We start from the raw sequence: 26,802 nt of genomic DNA, 5'->3' as shown, positions 1-26,802 counted from the left end.
ACGACTGGCTATAAAAGTACTGCGCCGCCATTAATGACTGCTTTTTGGCGGAATGAATGATGTCTAACTAAGGTCACATTATTCATAACGCGATCGCAAGTATTCCGTGCAAGCCTTATCTATAATAAGCACAATAATAAATCATTAACGTAACGATTAATGTGAATATGCAGTCGACTTCTCTCCTGATACAAGACATTGAGCAAACCCAACGTGAATTGGAAAAGATAGATTTTCATCAACATGAAAGCCTACTGATTCAGGTGTTTTCGTCTTTCGAGAAAGGTTCTGTTTTGGCTGCCTGCCAAGTGATTCAATCGACTTTTCCCAATGCCAAATTGATTGGTTGCAGTGCTAACCACTACATTAGTCAAGGTGTCATCCTGCACCAAGGTCTTTATCTGATTGTTACCCGCTTTGACGCGACGTCTTACTCTTGTGGTGTTGTCGAATATAGCGAACAACCATTGCTCGATAGCCACGCTATGTGGCAACAGCTTGAGTGCAATGATAATACTCAAAGCATCATCTGTTTCGCAGACCGCTTGCAGATAAATAACCGAGATCTATTTTCAGCGTTTGAGCAGTCGATGTATTCATTACCGATCTGTGGCGGTGCATCGACCATCACAGATAATGGGCGATGGGTGATGTTAGACGGCATTTGCTATGAAAATGCCTATGTGATGTTGGCGCTGCACAGTGTTGAGCTCTCCATCGCTAAGGGTTACTACACTGAATGGAATCCGATTGGTCGAACTTTTCGAGTGACAGGTGCTCAAGAGAACCGGTTGTTGGAACTGGATGGGATGCCTGTTCGCGAACTCTACAATCGTTACCTCGCTGATGGCCTCGAAGTGCCTTTTGAGCAACTGCATAACTTTCCCTTGATGGTCGGTGACCCGAAAGAGCAAAACATTCACTTACCGCTCAAGGTAACGGAAAGTGGAGAGATAGAATTCAGCGGCCTGTTCCAAGTGGGCGATGAGGTCCGGTTTTGTTATGACCATCCATCACTGACCTTAGAGCAGATACGACTGGGCGTGCAGCAGATCGCCTCTCATAGGCCAGAACAGTTCTTCATTTATAACTGTACATCTCGTATCGACTTTATTGATGGCAACCAAGAGGTTGAGGTTTTCCAAAAATTGGCCGACAGCTATGGCGTTTACTGCATGGGAGAACTTTATCAAGAGAATGGCCAACAGCGAATCTTGCACCATAGCCTCACTTATCTTGCGCTTAGAGAAGGCGAGGGTAAGGCGGTATTGCCATTAGAGACGCAACCCGCGACCAACATATCCCCTCTGTTTTCATTGATCCGAAATGCACTGCTTGATGTCGATGACATGAACAACAGCATGGCGAGTAAGATTCAGCAGCAAGCCACTGCATTGACGGCAAGCTATCGAATTGATCACCGTACAGGTTTACCCAATCGAAGTGTGCTGCGTGAGAAACTGTCGAAAATGAGCAGTGACAGCCACTTGTTAGCTTTGAAGGTCACGACCTTTGGTCAGATCAATGAGAAGTATGGCTATCGAGTAGGTGACAAGCTTCTGCATGATTTGAGTGAGTACTTTCAAAAGGCGCTGTGGCAGTTCTTTGATGAGGGCTGTCAGCTCTACAGTATCGGTATTGGTGAGTGGGCGGTGGTGTTTGATAGTTGGGCGAGCCAAGAACATATTCATCAGCGATTCTCGGAATTTGCCGATCAAACCGAGCATGTGAATTTTGAGCCTACCGGTTTACCCGATATTGATTACTTGTCGGTGTCTATCTGTGCGGGTATCGCCAGCCGTCGAGATTTCCCGACTACCTCTATTGATGACTTATTGTTGAAGGCGATTGATGCGAGGCGCAGCGCTGTCAGCCAGAACAAGCACCTAGTGAGCGCCAAGGCACTCATTCAATTGGAGAAGCATCGCCAAGAGCAACTTGGTTGGCTGTCGTGCGTGAGTCGCGCGGTGCTTAATCAGAATATTGTGGCGTGCTCTCAGCCCATAGTTTCAGCACACAGTCATCAGGTAGAGAGCTACGAGTGTTTGGTTCGAATTGAAGAGGACGGTCAGTTAATTGCACCGGGTAAGTTCTTGCCAATCATTGAAGGAACCCATCTCTATACACGCCTCAGTCGTCAGATGATAACGCGCACCTTCGATTTTATGAGTCAGCGAACCGATTCGTTCTCAATTAATTTAGCGCCACAAGATTTCAGCAATGAGAAAACCATTCTTCACCTTGAACAAGCGATCAAGAAAATCAGTCACCCACAGCGTATTGGCTTGGAGGTGTTAGAAACGGAACAAATTCAGGATTACGGTCGCTTGATTGAGGTGTGTAATCACTTCCGCGATCTTGGTGTGAATATTATTGTTGATGACTTTGGTTCGGGCTATTCGAACATTGATGAGATATTGAAGCTAGAACCACAGGTGATCAAGCTTGATGGCAGTTTGATTCGCAATATTGATAAAGATAAAAAGCAGCGCAAGATCGCTCAGCAGTTGGTGAGCTTATGCCAGATTCTGAATGCTAAGACGGTGGCGGAGTTCGTTCATAATGAGCAGGTGTGCCGTATTGCTGAAGACATGGGGGTCGATTACTTGCAAGGGTATTACTTTGGTCAACCTCAGCGTTTGTTTTGATGGAGCGAGCGTTTCACGTGAAACACTGGTTGGCTCAATAACGAAAATACGATGTAAAAAGGGTGAGCTTATGGCTCACCCTTTTTGTTTTTAGTGTCTGTCTCGTCCCGAAATGTGTTTTTACCTTCCCGCGCGCCTGCTTGGTCTATTTGAGGGCGTGGCCACACTTGTCGGCGTGGAACACTTTTAGATAATGCTGGTAGTAGTCATCAATGAGCTTGGCAGATTCACTTTCACCTAAAGATTTGAGTAACTCAATACCCACTTCACAAGTACACAAGTGGCCACTGTCTTGGTTGCGGCGCAAGGTGTATGAAGATTCGCTGGTAATATCGAGGTGAACTTGCGGAACGGCTTGTAACCACGAGCTCTTGTTAAGCATCTTCTTCGCTTCTTGCCATGTGCCATCCAAGATGATGAATAGCGGCTTACGGCTCTGGGCTTGGGTCATTACAGCTTGCTGGCACTCGACACTTTGATCACTTGGGAATAAAAGAAACGGTTGTCGTGTTTCATCGTCAAGCAGTGCGATGAGCTCCGCTGGTGGTGTTTTCCTTTGCCATACAATGGACTGACACTGATCAAGGGATTGCTGAAGCAGCTTCCCTGTATTGGTATCGCGTGACAGTTCATTCTCATGAGTGAGCAGTACAAGATCGATTTGGCTTGCGACACTAGATATCAGGTGACAAATACATTGGTGAGTGAAGCTACAACCATGGCAAGCTTGTTGGTTACTCATGTTTACAACTTAACTCCACTTTGTGCGGGTGAGATACCATCAGCAAACAAAACCACGTCGCTGATATCAGCATCATCTGCAACTGGAGCGACACTTGGGTTTAGCGGGTAGCTGACACCAGAGTATGAAAGTGTGTGTTTCGCCGGTGTTGCACCGCCGCCACTGACATTGAAGATCAGATCCTGCCAGCCGTGGTTTTGCGATTTACCTAAGCGTATGTCGCCCTTAACCAGTGTCACTCGGCTATTGAAGCGCCAGTTATCTTGATGGTTTTCGAAAATTAGCAGTGTACAGCCACCAGAACCACACCAATCGAGTTGGGCGAACAGCTCTTCTTTACCGTCGCCGTTGAGGTCGTAGGTTAACCAGCGGTATTTAGTGTCGTCAGGTGAGCTGTTGTTGATCTTAAAGTATTCGCGGATCGCTTGGTCGACTTTTGGATCAAGTTGATCGCTGGAGTTCACCTGCTTTGCGGTTAGATCAACGTTAGTGGTGGTGTTTACTTGTGCTTGCGCACTCTTAGCTTCGAATAGCACCAGACCGCCATTGGCAATCGGATACACCACGTTGCCCACTTTCTCTTTTTCAGCGATTAGCTTGCCATTATCGAGTGTGAAGATGCGCTCGGAGATCAAATATTGTTGCTGGTGGCGAGTCATAACCACTTGTACCTGATTTTGGTTCAGTTGCTGCCAGAAGCCTTGTTCAACAATAGAAGGGTCTCCATTGCTGTATGAATAAGTCGTGATAGCACTGTGGTCATTGTTGAGTTCAAGGTTGATAGAGAACCCTGAGTTTTGCGTTGAGCTAGCGAAGTAGAGTCCGCTCCAGTCCAGCGTTGGATCTTGGTTAGAGACCGTCGCACAGCCATTGTAGTTACTGTCATTGAGGTTAAGCTTGGCATGCCATCCATAGATAGAATCGCTCATGCCGTCGCTACAGCTCTCTTTCGTAAGGTTGAGTTTGCCTTGTGCAGCTTTACCTTCTAATTGGTAGTCACGGCTGCTCGATGTGGTGCGGCTTGATTCAATATCGAGGGTCTGTGGCTGTTCGCCCATCTTGGTGTATTTCAGCTGGTCTTTATCGAAGGTTGCTGACCAGAAGGGTTCATTACCAAATACTCGTGTTGAGCGCAGCGGTTGGACGCAGCGATCTGGGTTCTCTGCGGTTAGGATGTTCACTTGGTCAACCACGAAACGCGCTGTGAAATCTGCGTTATAACCCGTTTGGCTCGGCACGGTTAGGTGACCAATCAGCTCGCCATATAAGGCTTGGTAAGGTCTCGTTGAGAGCCCTTGTGCTTCTAACGCTAACTCTGGAGATAAGTCTAACCAGTATTGTTGTTGGCTACCGCAAGGAGTGAAGGTTCGGCTTTCATGGCCAACCACCACCTGACCACGCATGATGAAGGTTTGCGGTTGAATGCTCAGTGGCTCATCCAAGTTTGCTGGGGGCTGTTCAGGTTGTTGCGGCGTATCAGGTGCCGTAACACAGCCTTGCAGAGCGAACGCGACTAGCCATGTCACTGGGTTTTTCATTACCTTCATGTTATATCTTCCTCGGAGCAACCGTTAATTGGATTTATTATGGCATATTGGTTATTTAAAACAGAACCCGACACCTTCTCTATTCAGACTCTTAGAGTACAAAAAACCTCTTGTTGGGAGGGTGTACGCAACTATCAGGCTCGAAACATGATGCGTGATGACGTCAAGCTTGGCGATTTGGTGATGATATACCACTCATCATGTGAAAAAGTTGGCGTAGCGGGGATCGCTAAAGTAACCAGAGAAGCCTACCCAGACCACTTTCAGTTCGACCCTGAGAGTGATTACTACGATCCTAAGTCTTCACCCGATAACCCACGCTGGATCATGGTGGATGTCGAGTTTGTGCGAGTGACTGAGCGCTTGATTCCTTTGGTTACGCTTAAAGCCATGCCTGAACTCTCCGAAATGCCCTTGGTGAAACGCGGTAATCGCTTATCGATCATGCCGGTTACCGAACAAGAGTGGCAGGCAATCTTAAGCAAAGAAGTGTTAGGTTCTCGATAGCGTTAGAGAGAGCTTTTTACGTAAGGTTCAAAAAAGGCAGCCAGTTGGCTGCCTTTTTATTTATTCAGATCTGTTCAACGAGCGAGATTAGAGCAGATGCTTTTCTAGGTAGTGAGCAACGGCATCGTCTGCGTTACTGCCAATCACTTCATTGTCAGGTAGTGCTTTCATCACTTTCTCATGTGATGTACCCATGATTAGACCTTTACCCGCCATAGCCAGCATTTCAGCGTCGTTCATGCCATCACCAAAGGCAACACAGTTATCCAGAGTCAGGTTTAGTGATTTTGCAACAGCGTCTAGAGCGTGGCCTTTAGAGACTTCAGCTGCCATCACTTCCAGACACCAAGGTGTAGAGAAGGCGATGTTCAGTTTGTCGCCAAAAGCATCTCTTAGCTTTTGTTCAAACGTGACGAGATATTCGTGGTCTTGTTCTGGATGTGTGAAGAAGACTTTCGCGATGCCTTCGCTTGGTGCGTTTTCAGCTTCAAAGCGCTTGTAGCTAAAGCCAGACTCACTGTGGAATTTAGCCAACATTTCATCTTCACGGTCTAGTAACCAATCTTCATTCTGGTACATGTGAATAAAGAGGTTTGGATCTTGGCGCACAATATCAATAACTGGCTGAACGAGTTCCTGAGGTACGTTCTGGCTATACATCAGTTGATCGTTTTGGTCATGCACGCGTGCACCGTTTGAAGTGATCATGTACGCCGGAATACCTGCTATCTGACGAATACCCGCCACATCGACGTGGTGACGACCCGTAGCGAAGATGAAGGTATAACCTTGGTCGTGTAATTTCTTAAGCGTTAGCTTGGTAAAGTCGCTTAGCTGATGGTTGGGAGCCAAAAGCGTACCATCTAAATCAGAAGCAACAATTTTCACGGAATCTTTTAGTGCAGGAATACTCATTTAACCCTCATTGCAAAATGCTTAACCAATATTGACGCTAGCCAGCGCTAGAATCGTTTTAACTACAATATCTCTAGGTAGAAATTGTATGCCAAATTCATGCAAGAAAAGAGGGCAAAGCTCACTTACTTCTCTTCCTCTTTAGCGCTTATTTTCTTGGTAGGTTGCTTAGCCTATTAGCTCTAGGCGAAAAACTGATTGATCGCATCCAGTGTTTGATTGCGATATTCATCCTGCTCAAACAACACCTCATGCCTAGAACCCTCAATCAACTTAAACTGACAATCAGAGTTGGTTTTCTTCAGCTTAGAGATGAACTTTACTTGAGCACTGTTACTGACAATCTTTTCATCCCCAGCTTGAATCAATAGCAGAGGGATCTTGATTTGACGAGTTTGTTGAATTGCTTGCTTGGCGGCCATTAACCCTTGCCACACCCAACGCGTGCTTGGTCCACCCACCTGCAAAGATGGAGACTCGTCATATAAGCGGCGGAACCACTGATAGCGAACCTTACTGTGGCTCAGTAAGTTGTTTTCAAAAGGCTTCGAATAATATGCTTGCTGGCCCGGCGCGTAAGTTGGCTTGGCATAAAAAGCGGTAAGCACTTGTCCAACGATCATCGCGATAGGTTTCAGGTACCACTCGGTATTGATACCAAACATCGGAGCGCACAGAGTCACCTTATCAAACGGGTGGTCTGGATGGGTTTGTAGGTAGCGAGTGGCTATGGTGCTGCCCATTGAGTGTGCGAGCAGGTAGCGATTGGAATACTTACTGAGATCAAAACTGGCAATGACGTCAGACATGTCAGATTCATAATCATCAAACTCATGAATGTGACCAATGTCAGAGCCTGTTACCATACGTTCAGACTGGCCTTGACCTTGGTGGTCAAATGAATAAACGTCATAGCCTTGTTGATAAAAATCATAAAAGATTTCTTGGTATTTTTGGCAGCATTCGATACGGCCATTTGAAATCACAATAGCTTTGCTGTGCTTTTCTGAGGTGAGGCTGCACCAGTACAGTTTCTTTTTACCAGACGATGTTAAAAACCCCTCTTTTCTTTGTTGCCAAAGAGCGTTGATCGGGTGTTTAATCGCATGATCGAACTGAGGTTCTTGAGTGTAAGGGAAGGTGGCTTCGCTGTGGTTTTCCATGGGAAATTACCTGAACTGATGCGTGTGAGAGCTTTATTGCTACTAATGTTGTTAGATTAAAGAACTAGTAAGGAAATGCAAATGGATACTCATGTTTGGCTTGCTTATGTTGTCACAGCGATTTTGTTTAGCTTGGCTCCGGGCTCGGGTACCGTTAACTCAATCAGTAATGGGCTTAGCTATGGCACTAAAAAGTCACTCGCATCAATTGTTGGCTTACAGCTTGGTCTTGCGTTTCACATTATGCTGGTGGGCGCGGGTATCGGTGCACTCGTTGCTAAGTCTGCGTTGGCGTTCACCATCATTAAGTGGGTCGGCGTGGTGTACTTACTTTGGTTAGGTATTCAAAAGTGGCGTGATAGCTCGAGCCTAGTAGCATCTGAAGAAAGCTCTACTCTGTCGAGTGGCAAACTGCTGAGAAACGCTGTGCTTATCAACCTAACTAACCCGAAATCAATCGTGTTTTTGGTGGCTTTGTTTCCTCAGTTTATTGACCCTACACAACCTCAAGCACCTCAGTTATTAGTGCTAGGTGTGACGACAGTATTCATTGATAGCGTTGTTATGTTGGGTTACACCTCATTAGCGTCACAAATGGGACGTTTTATTCGCTCTGATCGCATAATGGGTAAGATAAATAAAATATTTGGTGGTATGTTCATGGGCTGCGGTGCTTTGCTAGCTGCCGCGAAAGCTTAGATTAAGCGACTGAGTTATAGTTAAACCAATCAGAGTTATCAAGAAATGACCGCTACATACGTTGCTCGACAACCTATCTTAAATCGCAAGAGGAATACACTCGGCTATGAGTTGTTATTTCGCGATGGAGAAAAGAATGCGTACCCAGCGCATATTGAGTCTAATCGAGCAACGTATCGTCTGATTGTTGAGAACTTCTTGTCTGTTGGTCTTAACCCTTCTATTCCATCTTCACGCTGCTTTATCAACTTCCCTTATCAAAGTTTGATTCGTCGACTGCCCTTAAGTTTGCCGAAAGATAAGGTGGTGGTAGAGATTCTGGAAACCTGTAAACCAACAGATGAATTGTTGGAAGCGGTTAAAGACCTTTACCAAGCGGGTTACATGATTGCCCTAGATGATTTTACTTCGACCCCAGAATGGGAACGTTTCCTTAAATACACGCATATCGTAAAGCTCGATATTATGCAGATGGGTTTGGATGAAGCGTGTGATTTGGTTAGGGCGCATCAAGGGAAAAAGTTTAGCTTTTTGGCGGAGCGCGTTGAGACCGAACAAGAATTCCAGCAAGCCAAAGAGGCTGGCTTTAAGTTTTTCCAAGGTTACTTTTTCAATAAACCGGAAATCATCAAGAGTAAATACATTAGCCCTGAGCAAGTGATTGCTATGGAGCTGTTTCAAGAAGTGTGTAAGCCCGATGTGGACTTTCAACGGGTGGAGAGCATTGTCGCGAAAGATGTGGCGCTCTCATATAAGCTGCTGCGTTTTGTGAATACTATGTCGCCGCGCCTTGAAGTTACCATCTCTTCTTTTCGTCAGGCTTTGGTATATCTAGGTCAAGAGAAACTGAAAATGTTTGTCTCGTTAGCCGTCGCCTCTTATGTGTCCGATAAAAAGCCTAAAGAGCTGTATGGATTGTCTCTACAGCGTGCTCAGTTTTGTCAGCGTATGTCTCGCTATCAGGCATTTGAAGGGTATAGAGAACAGGCCTTTATGATTGGCTTATTCTCCTTGTTGGATGCTCTGTTGGACTTGTCGTTAGATAACTTAGTCGAGCAGTTGCCGCTGTGTAAAAGTATCAAGGTTGCTCTATTACGTAGAGAAGGGCCATATGGTACCTTGCTCGCACTTGAAGAGAGCTTTGAGCATGCCGATTGGCAACAGATTGATGAGCACTGCGCCGATTTAGGATTAAGCGTGGATCAGGTTAAAACGGAGCTTACTGAAGCGCGCCGTTGGAGCCATACCGTGACCAACAAGCTCTGATATTTCTTCGTTAAACTTTTATGACAATTGAAACGCACGCCTTGACGTGCGTTTTTTTATATCTAAGATATGTGCATATCCATATATGAGTATGTTTTTATGCTTCCTCACCAATTTTTTAAATTACTGTCCGATGAAACGCGAGTGCGTTGCTTAATGTTGATAGTTCGCAATGAGTGCTTATCGGTTGGTGAGTTGACTCAGGCATTGCAAGAAAGTCAGCCAAAGGTTTCACGCCATCTTGCGCAGCTGCGTTCAAACGGTGTTTTGATTGATGTTCGCCAGGGGCAGTGGGTGTTTTACCGCCTGTCACAAGATTTACCAGGTTGGATGCTAAAGTTAATTGACGACCTTATTGCATCGAACTGTTTGAAAACTGAATACCAGCAAGATATTGAGCGCTTAGAGTCGATGAACTCACGCCCAGTATGTTGCGTTTAAATACATTAAAACTTAATGCCGAAATAGTTGTAGTTGCAGCTAGGCGACAAGTGAACTTATCCCTATGAGCATAGTGGCTCTATGTAATTAGGGCGGCCGGCGCTCCGGTAAGTGAACGTAGTCAACAACGCTGCGGCTTCAAATATGAAGGCAATTAACTGAGAGAACAGAAAATGACAGTCAAAGTAGGTATTAATGGTTTTGGTCGTATCGGCCGTCTAGCACTTCGCGCAGCATTCGATTGGGATGAGCTAGAATTTGTTCAAATTAACGATGTTGCTGGCGACACAACAACACTGGCCCACCTTCTAGAATTTGATTCAGTTCAAGGTCGCTTTCACCACGAAGTAACTGCAGAAGGCGATGAGATGATCATCAACGGTCAGCGCATCAAAACCACACAAGAGCGCGACATCGATGCGATCGACTGGTCTGGTTGTGATGTGGTTATCGAAGCGACAGGTGTTCACCGTAAGACCTCTTTCCTAAACAAATACCTAGAGCAGGGCGTGAAACGTGTTGTGGTATCGGCGCCAGTGAAAGAAGAAGGCATCGCAAACATCGTTGTTGGTGTGAATGACAATATCTTCGACCCTGCGGTACACAAAATCGTAACGGCAGCGTCTTGTACAACGAACTGTATCGCGCCAGTGGTTAAGGTGATCAACGAGAAGCTTGGTATCGAGAACGCAGCCTTCACCACTATTCACGATTTAACTAACACGCAAACTATTCTTGATGCGCCGCACAAAGACTTACGCCGCGCACGTGCATGTGGCATGAGTCTTATCCCAACAACAACGGGTAGCGCTAAGGCGATTGTTGAGATCTTCCCTGAGCTAGAAAACCGCATCAACGGCCACGCAGTTCGTGTACCGCTAGCGAACGCTTCTCTGACAGACATCATCTTCGAAGTGAAGCAAGACACCACGGCAGAAGAAGTTAACGCGATGCTGAAAGAAGCGTCTCAGAATGAACTAAAAGGTATTCTTGGCTTTGAAGAGCGTCCACTGGTTTCTATCGATTACAAAGGCGACCAACGCTCAACAATCGTGGATGCACTATCAACGATGTTGGTCGGTAAGCGCATGGTTAAGATCTACGCTTGGTACGACAATGAGATGGGTTACGCAACACGTACCGCTGAGCTTGTTCGTACCGTTGGCCTTGCTTAATAAGAATCTGGAGAAGATATAATGATACATCCAACATGGCAACTAGACCTAGAGCAAGGTGCGCTAGTGCTTACTCCGTGCCCAGGCACAAAAGAAGCAACGCTTGATGCATCACTGGCTCAGCTAAAAGAGCAAGGCGTTGAAGCTATCGTGACAGCACTTGATGACCATGAGCTTGCAAGCAAAGACGTGGCGGCACTTGGTGAAAAAACACGTGCGTTAGGTATGCAATGGTTCCAGATCGAAATTGAAGACGACTGTGCACCGGGTGCTGGTTTTGCTGCGAAGTGGCAAGCAGCTAGCCCTGAGCTACATAACATCGTCGATAACGGCGGCAAGGTTGCAATGCATTGTATGGGCGGCTCTGGTCGCACTGGTTTGTTCGCAGCTCACCTACTGTTAGAAAAAGGCTGGGATTTGAGCAAGGTAGTTCAAGAGGTGCAGGCACTGCGTCCAGGTGCCTTCACTAAACCTATCCAGGTTGAATACATTAATGGCGTAGCGAATAGCTAATAGTCATCAGTGTTAGACAGGGAGCTTTTGGTATCTGGAGTGTTGAACTTATCATGATCCAAAAGCTCTTTTTGTTTAGATTGCAGAGATAGCGTTATGTTTTCAAATCTAAGTAAGAGCGTTCGCCAATACATGTTGGTGACTTTTAACTACTGGAACTTCACCATTACTGATGGTGCACTTCGCATGTTGGTGGTTCTGTATTTTTACGACCTTGGCTACAGTTCGTTAGAAATCGCCTCACTGTTCCTTTTCTATGAATTCTTTGGTGTGGTGACTAACCTAATCGGTGGCTGGTTAGGGGCGCGTCTTGGCCTCAATAAGACCATGAACATTGGGTTAGGCATGCAAGTCGTCGCCTTGGGTATGCTCGCGGTGCCAACGGCAATGCTGACCATTCCTTGGGTCATGGCGGCGCAAGCCTTGTCTGGTATCGCTAAAGACCTCAATAAGATGAGTGCCAAGAGCTCAATTAAGACTCTGGTTCCTGATGAACAACAAGGCGCGCTTTATAAGTGGATTGCGATTCTGACCGGATCTAAGAATGCGCTTAAAGGGGCAGGCTTCTTTATTGGTGGTTTACTGCTTTCAACGATTGGCTTCCAATACGCCGTGCTCGCGATGGCAGCCGTGTTGGCATTGGTCTTCGTTGGCAGTGTGTTGAGCTTAGAAGCGGACATGGGCAAAGCGAAAACCAAGCCTAAGTTCAAACAGATCTTCTCTAAGTCTGAATCCATCAACATCCTATCCGCAGCACGTATGTTCCTGTTTGGCGCTCGTGATGTGTGGTTTGTGATTGCTTTGCCGATTTACCTAGGCAGTGTGTTTGGTTGGGATCACTCATGGGTTGGCGGTTTCTTAGCTGCTTGGACTATCGCTTATGGCTTTGTACAGGGCATAGCGCCGAAGATTACTGGTAAAGCTCAAGGTAAGGTGCCAGATGGCCATGCCGCGCTGTTATGGGCTGGTGCGCTGGCTATAGTGACCGCTGCTATCGCTTATGCGGTACAGATTGGCTGGCAACCCGAGTTAGTTATTATCGGTGGCTTGATGGTGTTTGGTGTCATCTTTGCGGTGAACTCATCACTTCACTCATATTTGATTGTGAGTTATGCGAAAGGCGATGGCGTTTCTCTTGATGTCGGTTTCTACTACATGGCAAACGCGATGGGCCGTTTGATTGGCACGATATTGTCGGGCTTGGTATTTCAAATGGCAGGTTTGTCTGCGTGTCTGTGGGTTTCCTTCGCATTCTTGGCGATAACGACGGTGATCTCTCTCCGTTTACCGAAAGTGCCGCAAATTTCAGCGGCATAAGCTTCAGCCACATGAGCCTCATTTGTGAGAGCTCAAGTCGCAGAAGCTAGAGTCGTATGAGCTAAATTCGCGATAAGTATCTCCTTTAACACTAAGCTGACTTGGTATTTATTCCGGTCAGCTTTTTTATTGCTATAGTAGAATGATTGAATATTAATCAGGCATTTACATGAAGCAGCGAATTCTCTTTTTTGATTTAGCACGATGTGTCGCGGCCGTAGCGGTTATCGCGATTCATGTTTTGGCGCCTTATCGCAATGAGTTGGGCACTATTCCTTTCGGTGAATGGCTTACTGCCATTACGGTAAACGGTTTCAGCCGCTGGGCAGTACCTGTGTTCATTTTGATTACTGGCGCACTGATGCTCAGTGATCAGCGCCCGTTTGACGCCAAATACTACCTCAAGCGTCGTTTGGGCAAGGTACTGATACCTTTCATTGTCTGGTCGCTTTTCTATACCTATCTGTCGGGCTGGTCGGCAATGGGCTTTGATGCCGACGTCAGTTGGGACGTGTTGCTTAATAGCTACCATCATTACACCTATTACCACCTTGGTTTCTTCTATTACTTCATCCCACTCTATTTTGTGATTCCGTTCTTGCAGATCATGGTTAGAAAGTACGGTGATAGATCGGTCTATGCCTTTACGGCGGTATGGTTGTTCACAACATTGCTGTTCTTACTGAAAATCGATGGCCCTTGGAGTCACGAATTGTGGTTGTACACCGGTTACTTAGCATTGGGTTACTTGCTCTATAAGATTGTGCCACTTAACAAGATGACAGTTGGCATGAGTGTGTTACTGGGTGGGCTAGCGTTACTAACCACGGTTTACATGGTGGTTGATGCAAGCTTGGTAGCAGAAGAGTACACGGTAGGGCGCTGGCTATCTTACAAAACGTTGAATACCGTATTAGCCGCGAGCATGGTGTTCATGGTATGCCGTTACTATGGTGAAGGCCTGTCTGAGAAGAGTAACCAAGTGGTTGGCTTTATCAGTAAGCACAGCTTAGGTATTTACCTGCTGCACCCGATTTTCTTGTGGCCGATGAAAGAGTTTGGTTGGTACCAAGGACATCCGGCATGGGTTATTCCATTATGGATTGTGATCAGCGGAGCTGGCGCATTATGGATGAGCTGGTTGGTGTCTAAGTCAGAGAAAACGCGTTGGTTATTGCCTTAGCGGTGATTGCTAAGGCTTTCTGATGGATTGCTTAGGGACGACAGTTGAAGCGGCTGACGTTTAGCGCTTCAACGCAAAGTGTAAGAACTTATCGCCTTGGTAGGTTAAGGTTCCTTTGTCGCCAGGGTTAAGGGCGTGGAAATAGTGGATGCCGACTTGGAATTCTCGCTTCGGACCAACCACACCACGTTGAACGTAAATCCAGTACTCTTGATCTTCTTGGCCCGGTTCTGCGTCAGGAAGGTCGATCGATTGTTTGTCTAACACCGTGACATTCACTTTCTTCTCTGGCGCATTTTCACCTTGCGAGTGTTTTCGATAGAAACCAATAAATACCCAAGCCGCTAGAGCAGCGAGAGCAAAGATGGCAAAAAAGAGTGAATTAGGCATATAACCTCCATGTAGTCGTGATGGTTATTCTAGTCTTTCAGGCAATAGGGATATGTGTTTAAAGCCGTTATTCGTGAACTGTTGTAAGCCAAGCTGATTATTTTTCGGCAGACATCACATTTAATGGTCAGTTTGGGATAAAGCATTGTTATTTATTGTCTCTTTCTCTCGTAAATAACAGTGATTTTGTATAAGAATAGGGAAATGCTCGACTAGAATTATAGTGTGGAGTGGGAGGGCTAAGATGACCGATATTGAAAAAGTGGTGACAAGAACTCGCAATATAGAGAAATTATTGAGGCTTCAATATCATGCCGAAGGCGAAGGATTGCATGAGCTTGTAACAAGCTGTGAAGAAAGGCTACCGCACGATATGGTGAGCAAGCTGCGCTATATCGCAACGTGTCGTAATAAGGTAGTCAATGAACATGAGGCTAAGTTGGAAGACCAACATAAGTTCATCATGATGTGTAACGACTGTGAGAAGGAGCTGACTCCACGTAGTGGTCGTTTTATCTGGCGAGTTGCGATCTTACTGATGATGGCAATGACTTTAGCTGCCGCAGGTTTCTATTATGCGAACTGGGATGTGCTAACACTGCATCTGTTTTCGAAGTGAAAAAATTGAACAAAAAAAGGGACGCTCATGGCGTCCCTTTTTTTATCTGTAACTTGCTTAGTACATCATCGGTAGTGTCATTAGACCTACAACTACCGCGATCATTACAAGTCCTTGTCTTTGCGAAGATGAAATCATAACACTACTCCTAAATTTGGTTGTCTCTCGCTATGTTTTAAAGAATAGCACTACTTATGGCCTTAGATCAAGAATTACTTTCGAAAGCTTTAAAAGTAGTAGAAAACTATGAGTTTTTGGCTTGTTTGGCAGTGTTTAACTGTGTTTTATGGTGTGTTCTTAATTTGTTCGTTGTGATTTATGTTTGTTCTAATTTGATTTAACTTGTTGTTTTGTAATGGTTGTTTTGTGTAATTTATATTGTTAAAGGTTGTTAAACTGTATTAATAGGGGTTGGTGGTGGCTAGGTTGGTTTTGGTTGGTTTTTTAAGTTTTCGGCTTGGTTTTTGTGGCGATTTTTACCGGAGGCTTTAAATAACCTGACAAAACTGGGCGTTAAAAAAGAAAACTGGCTACTTTACAAGTCTAGGCTTGGTTGGCGTTTTTATTTTCCTATTAATCTTGAGTTTGTTTATTTAAGTTATTGTTATTATTTACTTTAAATGTGGTTATTTTAATTTTTTAAGTGTGGTATTTTACGGAATTAGGCCGGTTTTGGTGGGGTCGATAGGTTAGAATTGGCCAAAATTCAAGTATGGCGACTCTAATGCCAGTTTGAATGGGTTTTATGATGATTCGTTCTAGTTTTAAACGAATGGCCATTGTCATGGTGGTAATTGTTACGACTTCAATCTAAAGAGACTCTTTTTAGTGGAAGCGTAATCAAGATCCAATTTTGAGGGGCTGAGGCTTTACATCAACACTCGTGTGCCTAGACTGGCGACGATTTAAAGCAATAGGGCAAGTGGTATGTGGAGTTGGTTAGCGGTTTCCTTATCTGGTATCGGAGCAATAGCAGGAACGAAACATGGACATATCGGTCAGGCCTTATCGTATAAGGTATTTACCTTTGTATTATTAGCGACAATTGCTTTAACTCAGTCGGTTGTGGCTGACTTTACCTATTGGATAGTTGCGGGGTTGGCTATCTCTGCGATCGCAGATGTGCTTCATACTCTCACTCAAAAACGCCCTCTGCATTTTGTCTGCTTCTTATTGGCTCAACTCTGTTACAGCAAAGCTTTTTGGTTACAGCTATCAGGTGAAATGGTCTGGTGGTTGTTCGCGCTGCTGTTGGCGGCTTGTGTCGTTGCTTTCTTCTTACTTCTACCTCGCTTAGACAAACTCGTCTTTCCTGTCGTTATCATGGGTATCGTGCTTATTCAGCTTGCATGGGCTTCTGGTGAGCTCTGGTTGCTTGATCCTCAACTGTCACATGCGGTCGGTTTTGCTGGCTGTAGCGTGCTGCTCCTTTCGGCCTTAGCTTATGCGCTAAACAGTTACCGCAGCCCAATCAAGGGCGCTTACTTTTGGGTAACGGGCAGTTACTTTCTCGCACACGCATTCATCGTCGCATCGATTACTATTTAGGGTAGAGCTCTCTCAAGCCTGAGCTACATCAAAACGGCGTTGCTAAAACTCGGTACTCTACGTGTAATTCATTAAACATGAGATTGAGTTATGACGACTGAAATTCACGCACACAACGTTTTAAACCTGCTTAGTGAAAAGCCACTGACTCGCGAAGAGCTAACATTAGCGCTTGCTCAAACCTATGGCGAAGAAGCTCGCTTCCATACTTGTAAGCTCAATGGTCTGGATTTAGATAGCCTGTTGAAGTTTTTCTTGAAGATGGACAAGGTTGTCGTTGTCGATGATAAGCTTTGCACTAACCGCGAACGTGTGTGTAATCACTAATTCTTAGTGGCTTGTTTTATTCGTGAATAAAGAGTGGGTGCATGTTTCGGCTCCACTCTTTTCATTACCTTTCAATCTGCTTTCGCTAATTTGCCTTCTTATAACATCCCCTTTTAAAAGCATCAGTTAACCCGCTTATCACTGCGTTCGAAAATCAATGTTGAGGCTGCTATACTCCGCGCACTTACGCTTTTCGAGACAAACTTATGGAAATCTTATCTGCAGCAACCATGCTGTTTCTTATCATGGACCCGCTTGGCAACTTGCCAATCGTGCTCTCTATCCTTAAGCATATTGACCCGAAGCGTCGCCGTATTGTTCTGATTCGTGAGCTGATGTTCGCACTGGTTATCTTGCTGCTGTTCTTATTTGCGGGTCAAAGCATCATGAACTTCCTGCACGTGCAGCCTGAAACCTTGAGTATCTCTGGCGGTATTATTCTGTTTATTATCGCGATTAAGATGATTTTCCCAAGTGCGGGTAGTATTACTGGCCTCGCGGCGGGTGAAGAACCGTTTATTGTGCCGATGGCGATCCCAATGATTGCTGGCCCTTCAGTGATTGCGGCATTGATTCTGTTGTCGACACAGCACCCTGACAATATGTTAGAGCTTTCAGGCGCAGTGATGCTGGCTTGGGGTGCTACCTTCTTTATTCTGATGTTTAATGGCTTCTTCCTGCGAGTGCTGGGAGAGAGAGGTCTTAAAGCCATCGAACGCTTGATGGGCTTGTTGTTGGTTATGCTGTCGACGCAAATGTTCCTCGATGGTGTGAAAGGCTACATGGGCTAACATCAATATCATTGCTGAATAAAAAAACGCCGCTCAAATGAGCGGCGTTTTTGTCTCTACTGTTTCTGTCATGATGTTTTCTGTAGCTAAGCGTTTTATATCTGGGCTTAAGCTCGATTACATCATGTGTTTGCGTCGGATATCGAGTAAGGCGAAGACACCGAAAATCAATATTGACCACTTCTCCCAACGTGACATCTCGATCTTGTCGCCGAAAGCACCGATGAAAATCAGCATCTGCAGGCCGTGCATGAAGAACAAGAATGCTGTCATGATATAAAGCGCAATCGCAGCATTACCCGGGAACGGGTAGAAAATATTTACGATCAAGATAAACCAAACAAAGGCGATGGCTGCTTTTGCTAGTGGAAGCAAGAACTTCATTCAATAACTCCTATTCTTCAGTAATTCGATTGAACAGTCGGTAGCTTGACTGTCCGGTGGTCTTATCGCGATGCAATTCCCAGTTCTCTGGCATAGCTTCGAGTTTCAGTTCTTTCTCTGTCTCGACGTAAATGATGGCATTGTCTGCAAGCCAACCGTTACTCTCAAGCAGTTGTACTGTTTCTGCCAGTAAGCCTTTGCGAAATGGTGGATCAAGGAAAACCATATCGTAAGGAGTGCCTGGTTTCTTAAGGAAAGAGATAGCATCAGTATTCACGACATTAATGTTGTCTGCCTTGAGCTCTTTCGCGTTATCAGAAAGCTGTTTAGCCGCCTTTTGATTCATTTCGAGCAGTGTCACCATTTTGGCTTGGCGAGAAGCTGCTTCAAAACCTAGACCGCCAGAACCGGCAAATACATCCAAGCAAATTGAATGTGGGATATCTTGAGCCACCCAGTTAAAGAGTGTTTCTTTTACTCGGTCAATGGTTGGGCGTAATCCTTCTAAATCATGAACAGGCAGCTTTCTACCTCTCCATGAGCCACTAATAATTCGAACAAAGCCTCCGGATGGCTTTTTTTGTGATGTGTTTTGCTGGCGACGTCTTACCATAGATTTTTTGACCGCTAATAAAGTGATACTATACCGAGCCCAATTTAAGTGGGTTCGTGTATTAAATAAATTTGCAATGACAAAGTGTATCAAGCTAAAAGCAAACTTATCACTGCTTTGTCATTTTTCTTTACTATTCGTTTGTACAAGCTTGTATTGTATAACAATAGCAAAGAGTCGACGTGTATTAAGTCAATACAGCTAATTAGTAGATCTAGGAAACTCCTCTGATGACGGAAAAAAAGAAGCGCGGATTATTATCGTGGCTTGGTTTTGGTGAAGAAGAACAAAGCCCAAAAACTCAGAATGAAGCGAACGTAGAAAGCGTTGAAGATCAAACTGAAGTTGAATCACAAGTTGAGGCTGAACAGGTCGCGCCTGAAGCTGAACAAGTTAAGCCAACTGAATCTGAGCAAGCGCTTGAAGAAGCTCAACAAGAGCAGCAACCTGTCGCAGCAGAAGCAGAAGCAGAAGCAGAAGCAGAAGCAGAACAGGAAGAAGTGGCAGTTCCTCAAGCTAAGGTTGAAGAAGTACAAGAGAAGCCGACAGAAAGCTTCTTTGCTCGTCTTAAGCGCAGCCTAAGCCGCACTAAAGCAAACATCGGTGCTGGTTTCTTTGGTCTGTTCAAAGGCAAGCAAATCGATGAAGACCTGTTTGAAGAGCTAGAAGAGCAACTTCTGATTGCTGACGTGGGTATGAATACCACGGTTAAGATCATTGAAAACCTGACAGAAAAAGCATCTCGCAATGACCTAAAAGACGGTGAAGCGCTTTATGGTCTGCTCAAAGAAGAGATGGCAGACATCTTAAGCCAAGTGGAACAGCCACTGGTTGTTGATACCACTAAAACACCTTACGTTATCTTAATGGTGGGTGTGAACGGTGTAGGTAAGACAACTACGATCGGTAAGCTGGCGAAACAATTCCAAAATGAAGGCAAGAAAGTGATGCTAGCAGCGGGTGATACCTTCCGTGCTGCAGCCGTTGAACAGCTTCAGGTTTGGGGTCAGCGTAACGATGTGCCAGTTATCGCTCAACACACTGGTGCGGACAGTGCGTCTGTTATCTACGATGCGATTGAAGCAGCGAAGGCTCGTGGTGTTGATGTTGTGATTGCTGATACAGCCGGTCGTTTGCAGAACAAGAGCAACCTGATGGAAGAGCTACGCAAGATCGTTCGTGTAATGAAGAAGATTGATGACTCTGCGCCACACGAAATCATGCTAACGCTCGATGCAGGTACAGGTCAGAACGCTATCAGCCAAGCGAAGTTGTTCAGTGAAGTGGCTCCAGTTACGGGTATTACACTGACTAAGCTAGATGGTACGGCGAAAGGTGGTGTAATTTTCTCAATTGCTGACCAGTTCCAGATTCCAATCCGCTACATTGGTGTGGGTGAAGGTATTGATGACCTGCGTCCATTTGAATCTAAAGACTTCATTGAAGCACTATTTAGCCGCGAAGAGTAACGCGAGTAGCAAAGTGGTTTATCCTTAATCTGCTACCGTTTTTAAATTTGATATGAGTGATCGTAAGAGGAATTTTCGGTGATCAAATTTCAGCAAGTGAGTAAAGCCTACCGAGGTGGAAGACAAGCGCTCCAAAAAGTGGACTTTCACCTGAAACGTGGAGAGATGGCTTTTTTGGGTGGGCACTCTGGGGCTGGTAAAAGTACCTTGCTGAAGTTGATCTGCGCGATAGAGCGTCCAACTGATGGACGTGTCTGGTTCAACGATCACGATATCACTCGTATCCCAGCCAAAGACATTCCTTTCTTACGCCGTAATATTGGGATTGTTTTTCAAGACCATCGCCTGCTGATGGACCGTTCGATTTTCGATAACGTCGCTCTGCCTATGCGTATTGAATCTATTTCTGAAAACGAAATAAAACGCCGAGTCAGTGCTGCGTTGGATAAAACCGGTTTATTAGATAAAGCCCGTTGTTTGCCAAGCCAACTTTCTGGTGGTGAACAACAACGCGTGGGTATTGCTCGCGCCGTGGTTAACCGTCCAACTCTGCTTTTAGCCGATGAGCCTACCGGTAATCTAGACCCTGAATTATCTAACCGTGTGTTGCGATTATTTGAAGAATTCAACCGCGCAGGTGTGACGATCATCCTAGCGACGCATGATATCGGGTTAGTGAACACTCGCCCTCAGTACCGCCATCTTGAATTAAACCAAGGATTTTTGAGTGAGGTTGAAGACTATGGCCGCGAATAAGCGCATCAAAAAACCTCAATCTAATCGGGCAGCAAACCGCGCTTCAAGCGACGGCTTCTTTGTTGTTCACTGGAAACAAGCCAAGTCATCGTTCTCGCAAATGTGGCAGCGCCCGTTAGGCAACTTACTGACCCTTGCGGTGATCTCTATGGCGTTGGCGATGCCAGCTTGTTTGTACCTATTAGGTAAAAATGTAGGGGAAGTGGCGCAAGATGTCACTAGCCCGTCACAAATAAGTGCTTATGTAGAGGATGGTATTCCTGAGCCACGAGTAATGGTGCTTAAGGATGAAATCGAAAGTTGGGATCAAGTTGAGCTCGTGGAGTACATTTCTCCGCAGCAAGGGCTTGCAGACCTCAGCCAGTATTCTGGTTTTGAAGACGCCCTAACCATTCTCGACGATTATTCACTGCCAGGTGTGCTGGTGATTACGCCAAGCGTGCACAGCGATACCTTAATTAAAGAGCTGGCAGGCACAGTTAAACAACAAGAATTAGTGACCGATGTTCGCCTAGACGAAGATTGGTTAGCGCGATTAGATGCGATCAAAGCATTAGCGGCTGTCATCGTGATTACCTTAACGGTATTGATGCTGGGCGCGGTATTTCTGATTATCGGCAATACACTACGATTTAATGTGTTGGCGCATAAAGAAGAGATTCAAACCATGAAGCTGATTGGTGCGACCGACAGCTACATTCTTCGACCATACCTTTATGCTGGGATGTGGTTTGGCGTTTTAGGTTCGATTAGCGCTTGGGTAATGACGGCATTGATTACCGTATTGCTGAACAGCGCGGTGGATGACTTGGCTCAGCTATACGACAGCCACTTCCGTTTAATTGGCCTGAGTTGGGATGAATCTTTACTGCTTTTGATCGTCGGAACTCTGCTTGGTAGTGTGGCTGCAAAGCTTTCTGCACAGCGTCACCTAAAAGAAATTGAACCAGTTTAGGTGAATAGAGTCATATTTAGACGAAAAATAGGCACTTCTTAACCAGTTTTTGCCTTGTATAGACGAATTGATTATGCATAATTACTTCCCCCTCCTTGAAACCTGTTCATTTTAGGTTCAAGATTGTAGGGTTTTAATAGATGTATTACTCCAGATCAGAGATTGATGAGGAACCGAATGGCAAACCAAGCGTATCAAATGGCTTTAGTCACACAAGATAGTTTAGATAGCTATATCCGCTCAGCGAACAGCTACCCTATGCTGACTCCTGAAGAGGAACGTGGACTTGCAGAGCGATTACATTACAAAGGTGAGATCGACGCTGCGAAAGGCTTGATCCTTTCCCACCTAAGATTCGTGGTGCACGTTGCAAGAGGCTACTCTGGCTACGGGCTACCAATGGCTGATCTCGTCCAAGAAGGTAACATCGGCTTGATGAAGGCTGTTAAGCGCTTCAATCCAGAAGTTGGTGTTCGTCTCGTCTCGTTTGCTGTTCACTGGATCAAAGCTGAAATCCATGAATACGTTCTACGTAACTGGCGTATCGTTAAAATTGCGACCACTAAGGCACAGCGTAAACTGTTCTTTAACCTTCGTAAGTCTAAAAAGCGTTTGGGTTGGTTCAATAACGGTGAAGTTGAGACGGTTGCTCGTGAACTGGGTGTTGAGCCTTCAGAAGTTCGTGAGATGGAATCTCGCTTAGCAGCACAAGATGCGACGTTTGAAGCGCCTATGGACGATGACGATGGCGGTTCTGCTTACACTGCTCCAGTTTACTACCTAGAAGACAAGGCGTCAGACGTTGCTGAGACGGTTGAAGCGGCTAACTGGGAGTCACACACCAATAATCGCCTAGGGCTAGCACTAGCAAGCTTAGACGAGCGTAGCCAACACATTGTTCGCTCACGTTGGTTAGACGACAACAAGGCAACCCTGCAAGACTTAGCGGATACCTACAGTATATCAGCTGAGCGTGTTCGCCAGTTAGAAAAGAATGCGATGAAGAAATTGAAACAAGCCGTTGGTGATTTCTAATAGCATCTAGTTTCTATTAGCTTCTACTTTCTAGTAGAGCTAACAAATAGCTGAATTTTGAAAAGGCCGAGATCGAGAGATCTCGGCCTTTTTGTTTTGGATCGATTTCTCAACTTTTGCGATCGAAATTTGCAAAATGATTTTGTGGATAACTCTGTGAGAAGTTTATTCGTCAGCTATCTAAAAGCAGTGTGTAGTAAGGCTTTGACGGGGTTTTTCGAGTGGGGATATGTTTCAGTTAACCCACAGTTAGATCAGGATCATTACTACATGTTGTGGATCTATTTTTGAAAAGACACTTTATTCACGCAATTCACAGATTTATCCACAAATGGTGTAAAAGTGATCGCTGGTGGATAACCTTATTAAGTGGATGTGAATGTTAGCCTTGGGATAGGTTACAATGGCAGCAAAGTAAATCAGTATAAAAAGAGAAAGTCATGGACCAGTTTAAACATATCGATGTTAAAGGCGCTCAAGCCCTCATCGAACAAGGCGAAGCTCGACTTGTCGATATACGTGACCCGCAGTCTTTTGCGGTTGCCCACCCAAAAACAGCCTACCACCTGACTAACGATACGATGGTGTCATTCATGGATGAGGTTGAGTTCGAACAACCTATCTTAGTGATGTGCTACCACGGCATCAGTAGCCAAGGTGCGGCACAATATTTAGTGAACCAAGGCTTTGAAGAGGTATATAGTGTTGATGGTGGTTTCGAAGCTTGGCATCGTGCTGAACTTCCAGTGATCGCAGGTTAATGACTTTCATCACCTGAACCGCCTCAAGCATCCCTCATAGAATGAATAGGAAGTAACAATGATTAGATTGATGGTGTTAGACAATCCACGTCTTGCTCAAGCATTTATTGATTATATGGCCTCTCGTCAGATCCCTATTCAGATGTCTCCAGAGGGAGAAGGGCGTTTTGCTCTTTGGCTTCTTGATGGCCAATTTCAGGTTGAAACCGAAGCTGAGCTGAATCGTTTTCTGGCTGAGCCCAATCATAAGCGCTATCAAGCTGCATCTTGGGACATGGCAGAGACCAGAAAGAGCAACTTCCATTACCACACGCCAAGCTTCATGGGCATGATCAAAGCCAAAGCAGGCCCAGTGACACTAAGCCTGATGTTGGTGTGTGTGGTGATTTTTGCGCTGCAACAGATCGGTTTTGGCCAAGCTATTTTCAATGCCCTACATTTCCCAGCGGTGGATGGACAGCAATGGCAGCTGTGGCGTTGGTTGAGTCATGCCGTTCTACATTTCTCTGTTATGCACATCGCATTTAATATTTTGTGGTGGTGGCAGCTAGGTGGAGACATTGAGAAGAAACTTGGCAGCCTCAAGCTACTTCAGATCTTTGCTGTCTCTTCTGCGCTTTCAGGTGCTGGGCAGTATTGGGTTGAAGGGGCGAACTTCGGTGGTTTGTCTGGTGTTGTGTATGCCTTGGTTGGTTACTTATGGGTGGTTGGTGCGAAGGCGCCACAACTTGGTTTAGGTATCCCAAGACAGATTGTCGGCTTTATGTTGGTGTGGTTGGTGCTTGGGTACATGCAGCCATTTATGGCTATCGCCAATACGGCGCATTTAGCTGGTCTAGCCGCTGGTGTGATTATTGGCTTTATCGATGCGATGAAAGCACCAAGCTCGGCAAGAAGCTAATTCATATCTTCTAATGAGTAGCCAAACGATAGAGACAAAAAAAGCGGCCAGATTAGCCGCTTTTTTATTGGGATTCGCTTTACATCATTACTGATAAAGGTATTTGGTAAACAGTAAGTCAGCAATCAGGGTTTTACCTGTCTCTGGAAGCAAAATCTTGTTGAGGTGTTCAACTAAGGATTTTCTTAAGTCTTCACGGCCAGATAGAGATTTAATGGTTTCTTCGTTTTGTTTGCCAAGCAATTCAATCACCGCATCGCGAATCAGTGGTTGGTGATGCTCAATAGCGGCCAAGTCGCTACTATTTGCCACCATGATGTCGAGGCGAACCTGAATGTAGCCCAGTTTTTTACCTTTAGTGTAAAAATTGGTGGTCAGGTCTGGCTCTAGCGTGAAGTAGGCGAGTTTAGCTGCCGACTCCTCTTCCGCGAAACTTGATGCTGAAAAGAGTAGGGTAATCGCAAGAAATATTTGGGCTACATAACGTTTGTGCATATTTGTGACTTTTCTTTAGTTTATTCGCGATATTCGAAACGCATTAGTCTTGTTACAATGAGCGGTCTAAATCTAAATACGTTTACAATTCGAAGAACGCTTTAATTTTGTTCGAAAGTTGAAGCTTTATTGTACGTGTAAAGTCACCTATTGAATACTAGTATGAATCAGCCAATATCGCTGTATCTTAATTCGTTAATGAATGTAGATTGGCAAAGTACAGAAACATTTGATTTTCCTAATGAAACCACCAAAGAGTGGCTGATGGAGCAAGGTTCTCTTTCCCGCAAGTTGGGGAAGTGCTGTCAGCACCTGTCTGTTGAGTTGCTTCATAATCAAGTTGTAGAACGCTCAATGCTGCAACAAGACGAGGAACATCTTTTATCATCGTTTGATTGCTTACTGCGTAAAGTGATTTTAAAGGGTGATGACGAACCGTGGGTGTTAGGTCGAACCTTGATTCCCCGAGTCACATTAGAAGATCATCAGCACTCAGACCTTTCTCAACAAGGTAATGTCCCGCTTGGATTGACCGTTTTCAGTGCTGAGAACGTGGAGCGAGATGCGCTGCAAGTCGGTTGGGTTATCGCAGGCGATGAGCGATTACTCGCGCGTCGTTCTCGATTATGGATGAACCATAAACCGATGCTTGTGGCAGAACTGTTTTTACCAACATCACCCATTTACTCTAAGGAGAGTGTGTAAATGCTTGCCACCAAAGCGAAGGCGTATTGGCAATTAACGCGAATGAATCGCCCGATTGGTACCCTATTACTCCTTTGGCCGACCTTGTGGTCACTGATTATCGCCGCACAAGGTATGCCTGATTTTGATGTCTTGGTTGTTTTTGTACTCGGCGTGGTGTTGATGCGTTCAGCTGGCTGTGTGATCAATGACTTTGCGGACCGTAAAGTAGATGGTCATGTTAAACGTACCAAGCAGCGTCCATTACCCTCAGGTTTGGTTTCCAGTAAGGAAGCGATTCTGCTCTTTTTAGTGCTAGCCGTAGTTTCATTCTTGCTGGTACTCACCATGAATCCACTGACCATTAAGCTCTCATTTATTGGTGTGGGTCTGGCGTTCATTTACCCTTTCATGAAGCGTTTTACGCATCTTCCACAGTTGTTTCTTGGCTTAGCGTTTAGTTGGGCGATACCAATGGCTTGGGCGGCACAAACCAATGAACTGCCAAGCATTGTGTGGTTTGTCTTCGTGATTAACGCGTTGTGGACGATTGCTTACGACACGCAATATGCGATGGTTGACCGAGATGATGACTTGAAGATTGGTATTAAATCGACGGCTATTTTATTTGGTCGCTTCGATAAACTGATTGTTGGCTCTTTGCAACTCGTCACCCTAGCGATGCTGATTGCGTTAGGCATGCATTACCAACTAGGAGATACCTTCTATTGGGCACTGTTGGTAGCGGGAAGCTTATTTGTGTATCAACAACACCTGATGCGCCACCGTGATCGAGACCTTTGTTTCCAAGCCTTTCTAAACAACAACTATGTTGGAATGGCAGTGACAGCGGGCTTGTTCATTACCTTCTGGTAAGCATCCGCTTTTCGAGTTAACGAATGCTAAAGAAAAAGGCACCCATTGGGTGCCTTTTTTGATCGCGTTTGGCCTCGCTATT

29 protein-coding genes are annotated in these 26,802 nt (G+C 45.3%); 21 read left to right on the top strand and 8 right to left on the bottom strand.

From position 1 onward, the window contains the following. The first annotated feature begins 167 nt into the window (after window positions 1–167). Window positions 168–2,648, top strand: a complete 2,481-nt coding sequence (locus tag AB4329_RS14705; protein ID WP_017063759.1) for an EAL domain-containing protein — start codon at window positions 168–170, stop codon at window positions 2,646–2,648. Between the two features lie 145 nt (window positions 2,649–2,793). On the opposite strand, the gene AB4329_RS14700 is transcribed toward AB4329_RS14705, so the two are convergent. Together AB4329_RS14700 and AB4329_RS14695 are read right to left on the bottom strand one after the other, a co-directional pair. Further along, window positions 2,794–3,390 (bottom strand): tRNA-uridine aminocarboxypropyltransferase, encoded by a 597-nt coding sequence (locus AB4329_RS14700; RefSeq protein WP_372138635.1) that lies wholly within the window; start codon window positions 3,388–3,390, stop codon window positions 2,794–2,796. A gap of 2 nt (window positions 3,391–3,392) precedes the next feature. Beyond that, the gene (locus tag AB4329_RS14695; protein ID WP_017061020.1) at window positions 3,393–4,937 is read right to left on the bottom strand and encodes a COG3650 family protein; all 1,545 of its coding nucleotides are present in this window, start codon (window positions 4,935–4,937) and stop codon (window positions 3,393–3,395) included. A 39-nt stretch (window positions 4,938–4,976) separates the two neighbouring features. Here AB4329_RS14695 and AB4329_RS14690 point away from each other — a divergent pair, with 39 nt between their 5' ends. Then, entirely contained in the window at window positions 4,977–5,444 is a 468-nt protein-coding gene (locus AB4329_RS14690; protein WP_372138633.1) for an EVE domain-containing protein, read from the top strand. An 87-nt stretch (window positions 5,445–5,531) separates the two neighbouring features. On the opposite strand, the gene AB4329_RS14685 is transcribed toward AB4329_RS14690, so the two are convergent. After that, complete coding sequence (locus AB4329_RS14685; protein WP_017061022.1) at window positions 5,532–6,359, bottom strand: Cof-type HAD-IIB family hydrolase; 828 nt, start codon at window positions 6,357–6,359, stop codon at window positions 5,532–5,534. A 182-nt stretch (window positions 6,360–6,541) separates the two neighbouring features. Then, complete coding sequence (locus tag AB4329_RS14680) at window positions 6,542–7,522, bottom strand: alpha/beta fold hydrolase (protein ID WP_372138631.1); 981 nt, start codon at window positions 7,520–7,522, stop codon at window positions 6,542–6,544. A gap of 81 nt (window positions 7,523–7,603) precedes the next feature. Here AB4329_RS14680 and rhtB point away from each other — a divergent pair, with 81 nt between their 5' ends. The 7 genes from rhtB (at window position 7,604) to AB4329_RS14645 (ending at window position 14,116) form a co-directional block, all read left to right on the top strand. After that, window positions 7,604–8,221 carry a homoserine/homoserine lactone efflux protein gene (rhtB, locus tag AB4329_RS14675; RefSeq protein WP_017061024.1) on the top strand — a complete coding sequence of 206 codons (618 nt, stop codon included), beginning with the start codon at window positions 7,604–7,606 and terminating at the stop codon, window positions 8,219–8,221. A 45-nt stretch (window positions 8,222–8,266) separates the two neighbouring features. Beyond that, complete coding sequence (locus tag AB4329_RS14670; RefSeq protein ID WP_017061025.1) at window positions 8,267–9,487, top strand: EAL and HDOD domain-containing protein; 1,221 nt, start codon at window positions 8,267–8,269, stop codon at window positions 9,485–9,487. A gap of 99 nt (window positions 9,488–9,586) precedes the next feature. After that, window positions 9,587–9,928, top strand: a complete 342-nt coding sequence (locus tag AB4329_RS14665) for a metalloregulator ArsR/SmtB family transcription factor (RefSeq protein WP_017063763.1) — start codon at window positions 9,587–9,589, stop codon at window positions 9,926–9,928. Between the two features lie 173 nt (window positions 9,929–10,101). Continuing rightward, a complete protein-coding gene (locus AB4329_RS14660) occupies window positions 10,102–11,103 on the top strand; it encodes an ArsJ-associated glyceraldehyde-3-phosphate dehydrogenase (protein ID WP_017061027.1) in 1,002 nt (333 codons plus the stop codon). Window positions 11,104–11,124: 21 nt separating this feature from the next. Beyond that, entirely contained in the window at window positions 11,125–11,616 is a 492-nt protein-coding gene (locus AB4329_RS14655) for a cyclin-dependent kinase inhibitor 3 family protein (RefSeq protein ID WP_017061028.1), read from the top strand. A gap of 96 nt (window positions 11,617–11,712) precedes the next feature. After that, window positions 11,713–12,933, top strand: coding sequence for an organoarsenical effux MFS transporter ArsJ (gene arsJ / locus AB4329_RS14650; protein WP_029235838.1), 1,221 nt, complete (start codon window positions 11,713–11,715; stop codon window positions 12,931–12,933). A gap of 169 nt (window positions 12,934–13,102) precedes the next feature. Next, entirely contained in the window at window positions 13,103–14,116 is a 1,014-nt protein-coding gene (locus AB4329_RS14645; protein ID WP_372104432.1) for an acyltransferase, read from the top strand. 60 nt (window positions 14,117–14,176) lie between these two features. Here the strand turns inward: AB4329_RS14645 and AB4329_RS14640 are convergent, their stop codons facing one another. Next, window positions 14,177–14,506: a DUF2500 domain-containing protein gene (locus tag AB4329_RS14640; RefSeq protein ID WP_017061032.1), complete on the bottom strand. Its 330-nt coding sequence runs from the start codon at window positions 14,504–14,506 to the stop codon at window positions 14,177–14,179. A gap of 244 nt (window positions 14,507–14,750) precedes the next feature. On the opposite strand from AB4329_RS14640, the gene AB4329_RS14635 reads away from it, so the two are divergent. From AB4329_RS14635 to AB4329_RS14620, 4 genes are all read left to right on the top strand, one after another. Continuing rightward, the gene (locus AB4329_RS14635; protein ID WP_004736595.1) at window positions 14,751–15,125 is read left to right on the top strand and encodes a hypothetical protein; all 375 of its coding nucleotides are present in this window, start codon (window positions 14,751–14,753) and stop codon (window positions 15,123–15,125) included. Window positions 15,126–16,052: 927 nt separating this feature from the next. Beyond that, window positions 16,053–16,673 (top strand): lysoplasmalogenase, encoded by a 621-nt coding sequence (locus AB4329_RS14630; protein ID WP_017068600.1) that lies wholly within the window; start codon window positions 16,053–16,055, stop codon window positions 16,671–16,673. A 90-nt stretch (window positions 16,674–16,763) separates the two neighbouring features. Beyond that, the gene (locus AB4329_RS14625) at window positions 16,764–17,000 is read left to right on the top strand and encodes a YecH family metal-binding protein (protein ID WP_136981722.1); all 237 of its coding nucleotides are present in this window, start codon (window positions 16,764–16,766) and stop codon (window positions 16,998–17,000) included. Between the two features lie 206 nt (window positions 17,001–17,206). Continuing rightward, complete coding sequence (locus AB4329_RS14620) at window positions 17,207–17,791, top strand: YhgN family NAAT transporter (RefSeq protein ID WP_102321185.1); 585 nt, start codon at window positions 17,207–17,209, stop codon at window positions 17,789–17,791. Window positions 17,792–17,908: 117 nt separating this feature from the next. Here the strand turns inward: AB4329_RS14620 and AB4329_RS14615 are convergent, their stop codons facing one another. Together AB4329_RS14615 and rsmD are read right to left on the bottom strand one after the other, a co-directional pair. Then, window positions 17,909–18,175: a DUF1145 domain-containing protein gene (locus AB4329_RS14615; RefSeq protein WP_016784000.1), complete on the bottom strand. Its 267-nt coding sequence runs from the start codon at window positions 18,173–18,175 to the stop codon at window positions 17,909–17,911. A gap of 10 nt (window positions 18,176–18,185) precedes the next feature. Beyond that, window positions 18,186–18,788, bottom strand: a complete 603-nt coding sequence (gene rsmD, locus AB4329_RS14610; RefSeq protein ID WP_372138629.1) for a 16S rRNA (guanine(966)-N(2))-methyltransferase RsmD — start codon at window positions 18,786–18,788, stop codon at window positions 18,186–18,188. A gap of 230 nt (window positions 18,789–19,018) precedes the next feature. On the opposite strand from rsmD, the gene ftsY reads away from it, so the two are divergent. The 6 genes from ftsY to glpG all read left to right on the top strand — a co-directional run bounded on the left by ftsY (window position 19,019) and on the right by glpG (window position 24,665). Then, window positions 19,019–20,257 carry a signal recognition particle-docking protein FtsY gene (ftsY, locus tag AB4329_RS14605; RefSeq protein ID WP_017063769.1) on the top strand — a complete coding sequence of 413 codons (1,239 nt, stop codon included), beginning with the start codon at window positions 19,019–19,021 and terminating at the stop codon, window positions 20,255–20,257. A 78-nt stretch (window positions 20,258–20,335) separates the two neighbouring features. After that, entirely contained in the window at window positions 20,336–21,013 is a 678-nt protein-coding gene (gene ftsE / locus AB4329_RS14600; RefSeq protein ID WP_004736585.1) for a cell division ATP-binding protein FtsE, read from the top strand. Continuing rightward, window positions 21,000–21,968, top strand: coding sequence for a permease-like cell division protein FtsX (ftsX, locus tag AB4329_RS14595; protein ID WP_017061038.1), 969 nt, complete (start codon window positions 21,000–21,002; stop codon window positions 21,966–21,968). Before ftsE ends, ftsX begins: the two co-directional genes overlap by 14 nt. 177 nt (window positions 21,969–22,145) lie before the next feature. Further along, on the top strand, window positions 22,146–23,003 hold the full coding sequence (gene rpoH, locus AB4329_RS14590; protein WP_017055518.1) for an RNA polymerase sigma factor RpoH: 858 nt from the start codon (window positions 22,146–22,148) through the stop codon (window positions 23,001–23,003). Window positions 23,004–23,443: 440 nt separating this feature from the next. Continuing rightward, window positions 23,444–23,764, top strand: coding sequence for a thiosulfate sulfurtransferase GlpE (glpE, locus tag AB4329_RS14585; RefSeq protein ID WP_017061039.1), 321 nt, complete (start codon window positions 23,444–23,446; stop codon window positions 23,762–23,764). 58 nt (window positions 23,765–23,822) lie between these two features. Then, the gene (gene glpG / locus AB4329_RS14580) at window positions 23,823–24,665 is read left to right on the top strand and encodes a rhomboid family intramembrane serine protease GlpG (RefSeq protein ID WP_017063770.1); all 843 of its coding nucleotides are present in this window, start codon (window positions 23,823–23,825) and stop codon (window positions 24,663–24,665) included. 87 nt (window positions 24,666–24,752) lie between these two features. Here the strand turns inward: glpG and AB4329_RS14575 are convergent, their stop codons facing one another. After that, on the bottom strand, window positions 24,753–25,160 hold the full coding sequence (locus AB4329_RS14575) for a flagellar basal body-associated protein FliL (protein ID WP_017063771.1): 408 nt from the start codon (window positions 25,158–25,160) through the stop codon (window positions 24,753–24,755). 162 nt (window positions 25,161–25,322) lie between these two features. On the opposite strand from AB4329_RS14575, the gene AB4329_RS14570 reads away from it, so the two are divergent. Beyond that, a complete protein-coding gene (locus AB4329_RS14570) occupies window positions 25,323–25,865 on the top strand; it encodes a chorismate lyase (RefSeq protein WP_164091128.1) in 543 nt (180 codons plus the stop codon). Then, window positions 25,866–26,720: a 4-hydroxybenzoate octaprenyltransferase gene (gene ubiA, locus AB4329_RS14565; protein ID WP_017061043.1), complete on the top strand. Its 855-nt coding sequence runs from the start codon at window positions 25,866–25,868 to the stop codon at window positions 26,718–26,720. The last annotated feature ends 82 nt before the right edge of the window (window positions 26,721–26,802 follow it).

Origin of the sequence: Vibrio sp. 10N.261.54.A5 (genome assembly GCF_041471145.1) — a bacterium.
Taxonomy (GTDB): Bacteria; Pseudomonadota; Gammaproteobacteria; order Enterobacterales; family Vibrionaceae; genus Vibrio; species Vibrio crassostreae_C.
The sequence above is the reverse complement of the archived record's forward strand: the minus strand, read 5'-3'. Positions and strand labels throughout refer to the sequence as shown.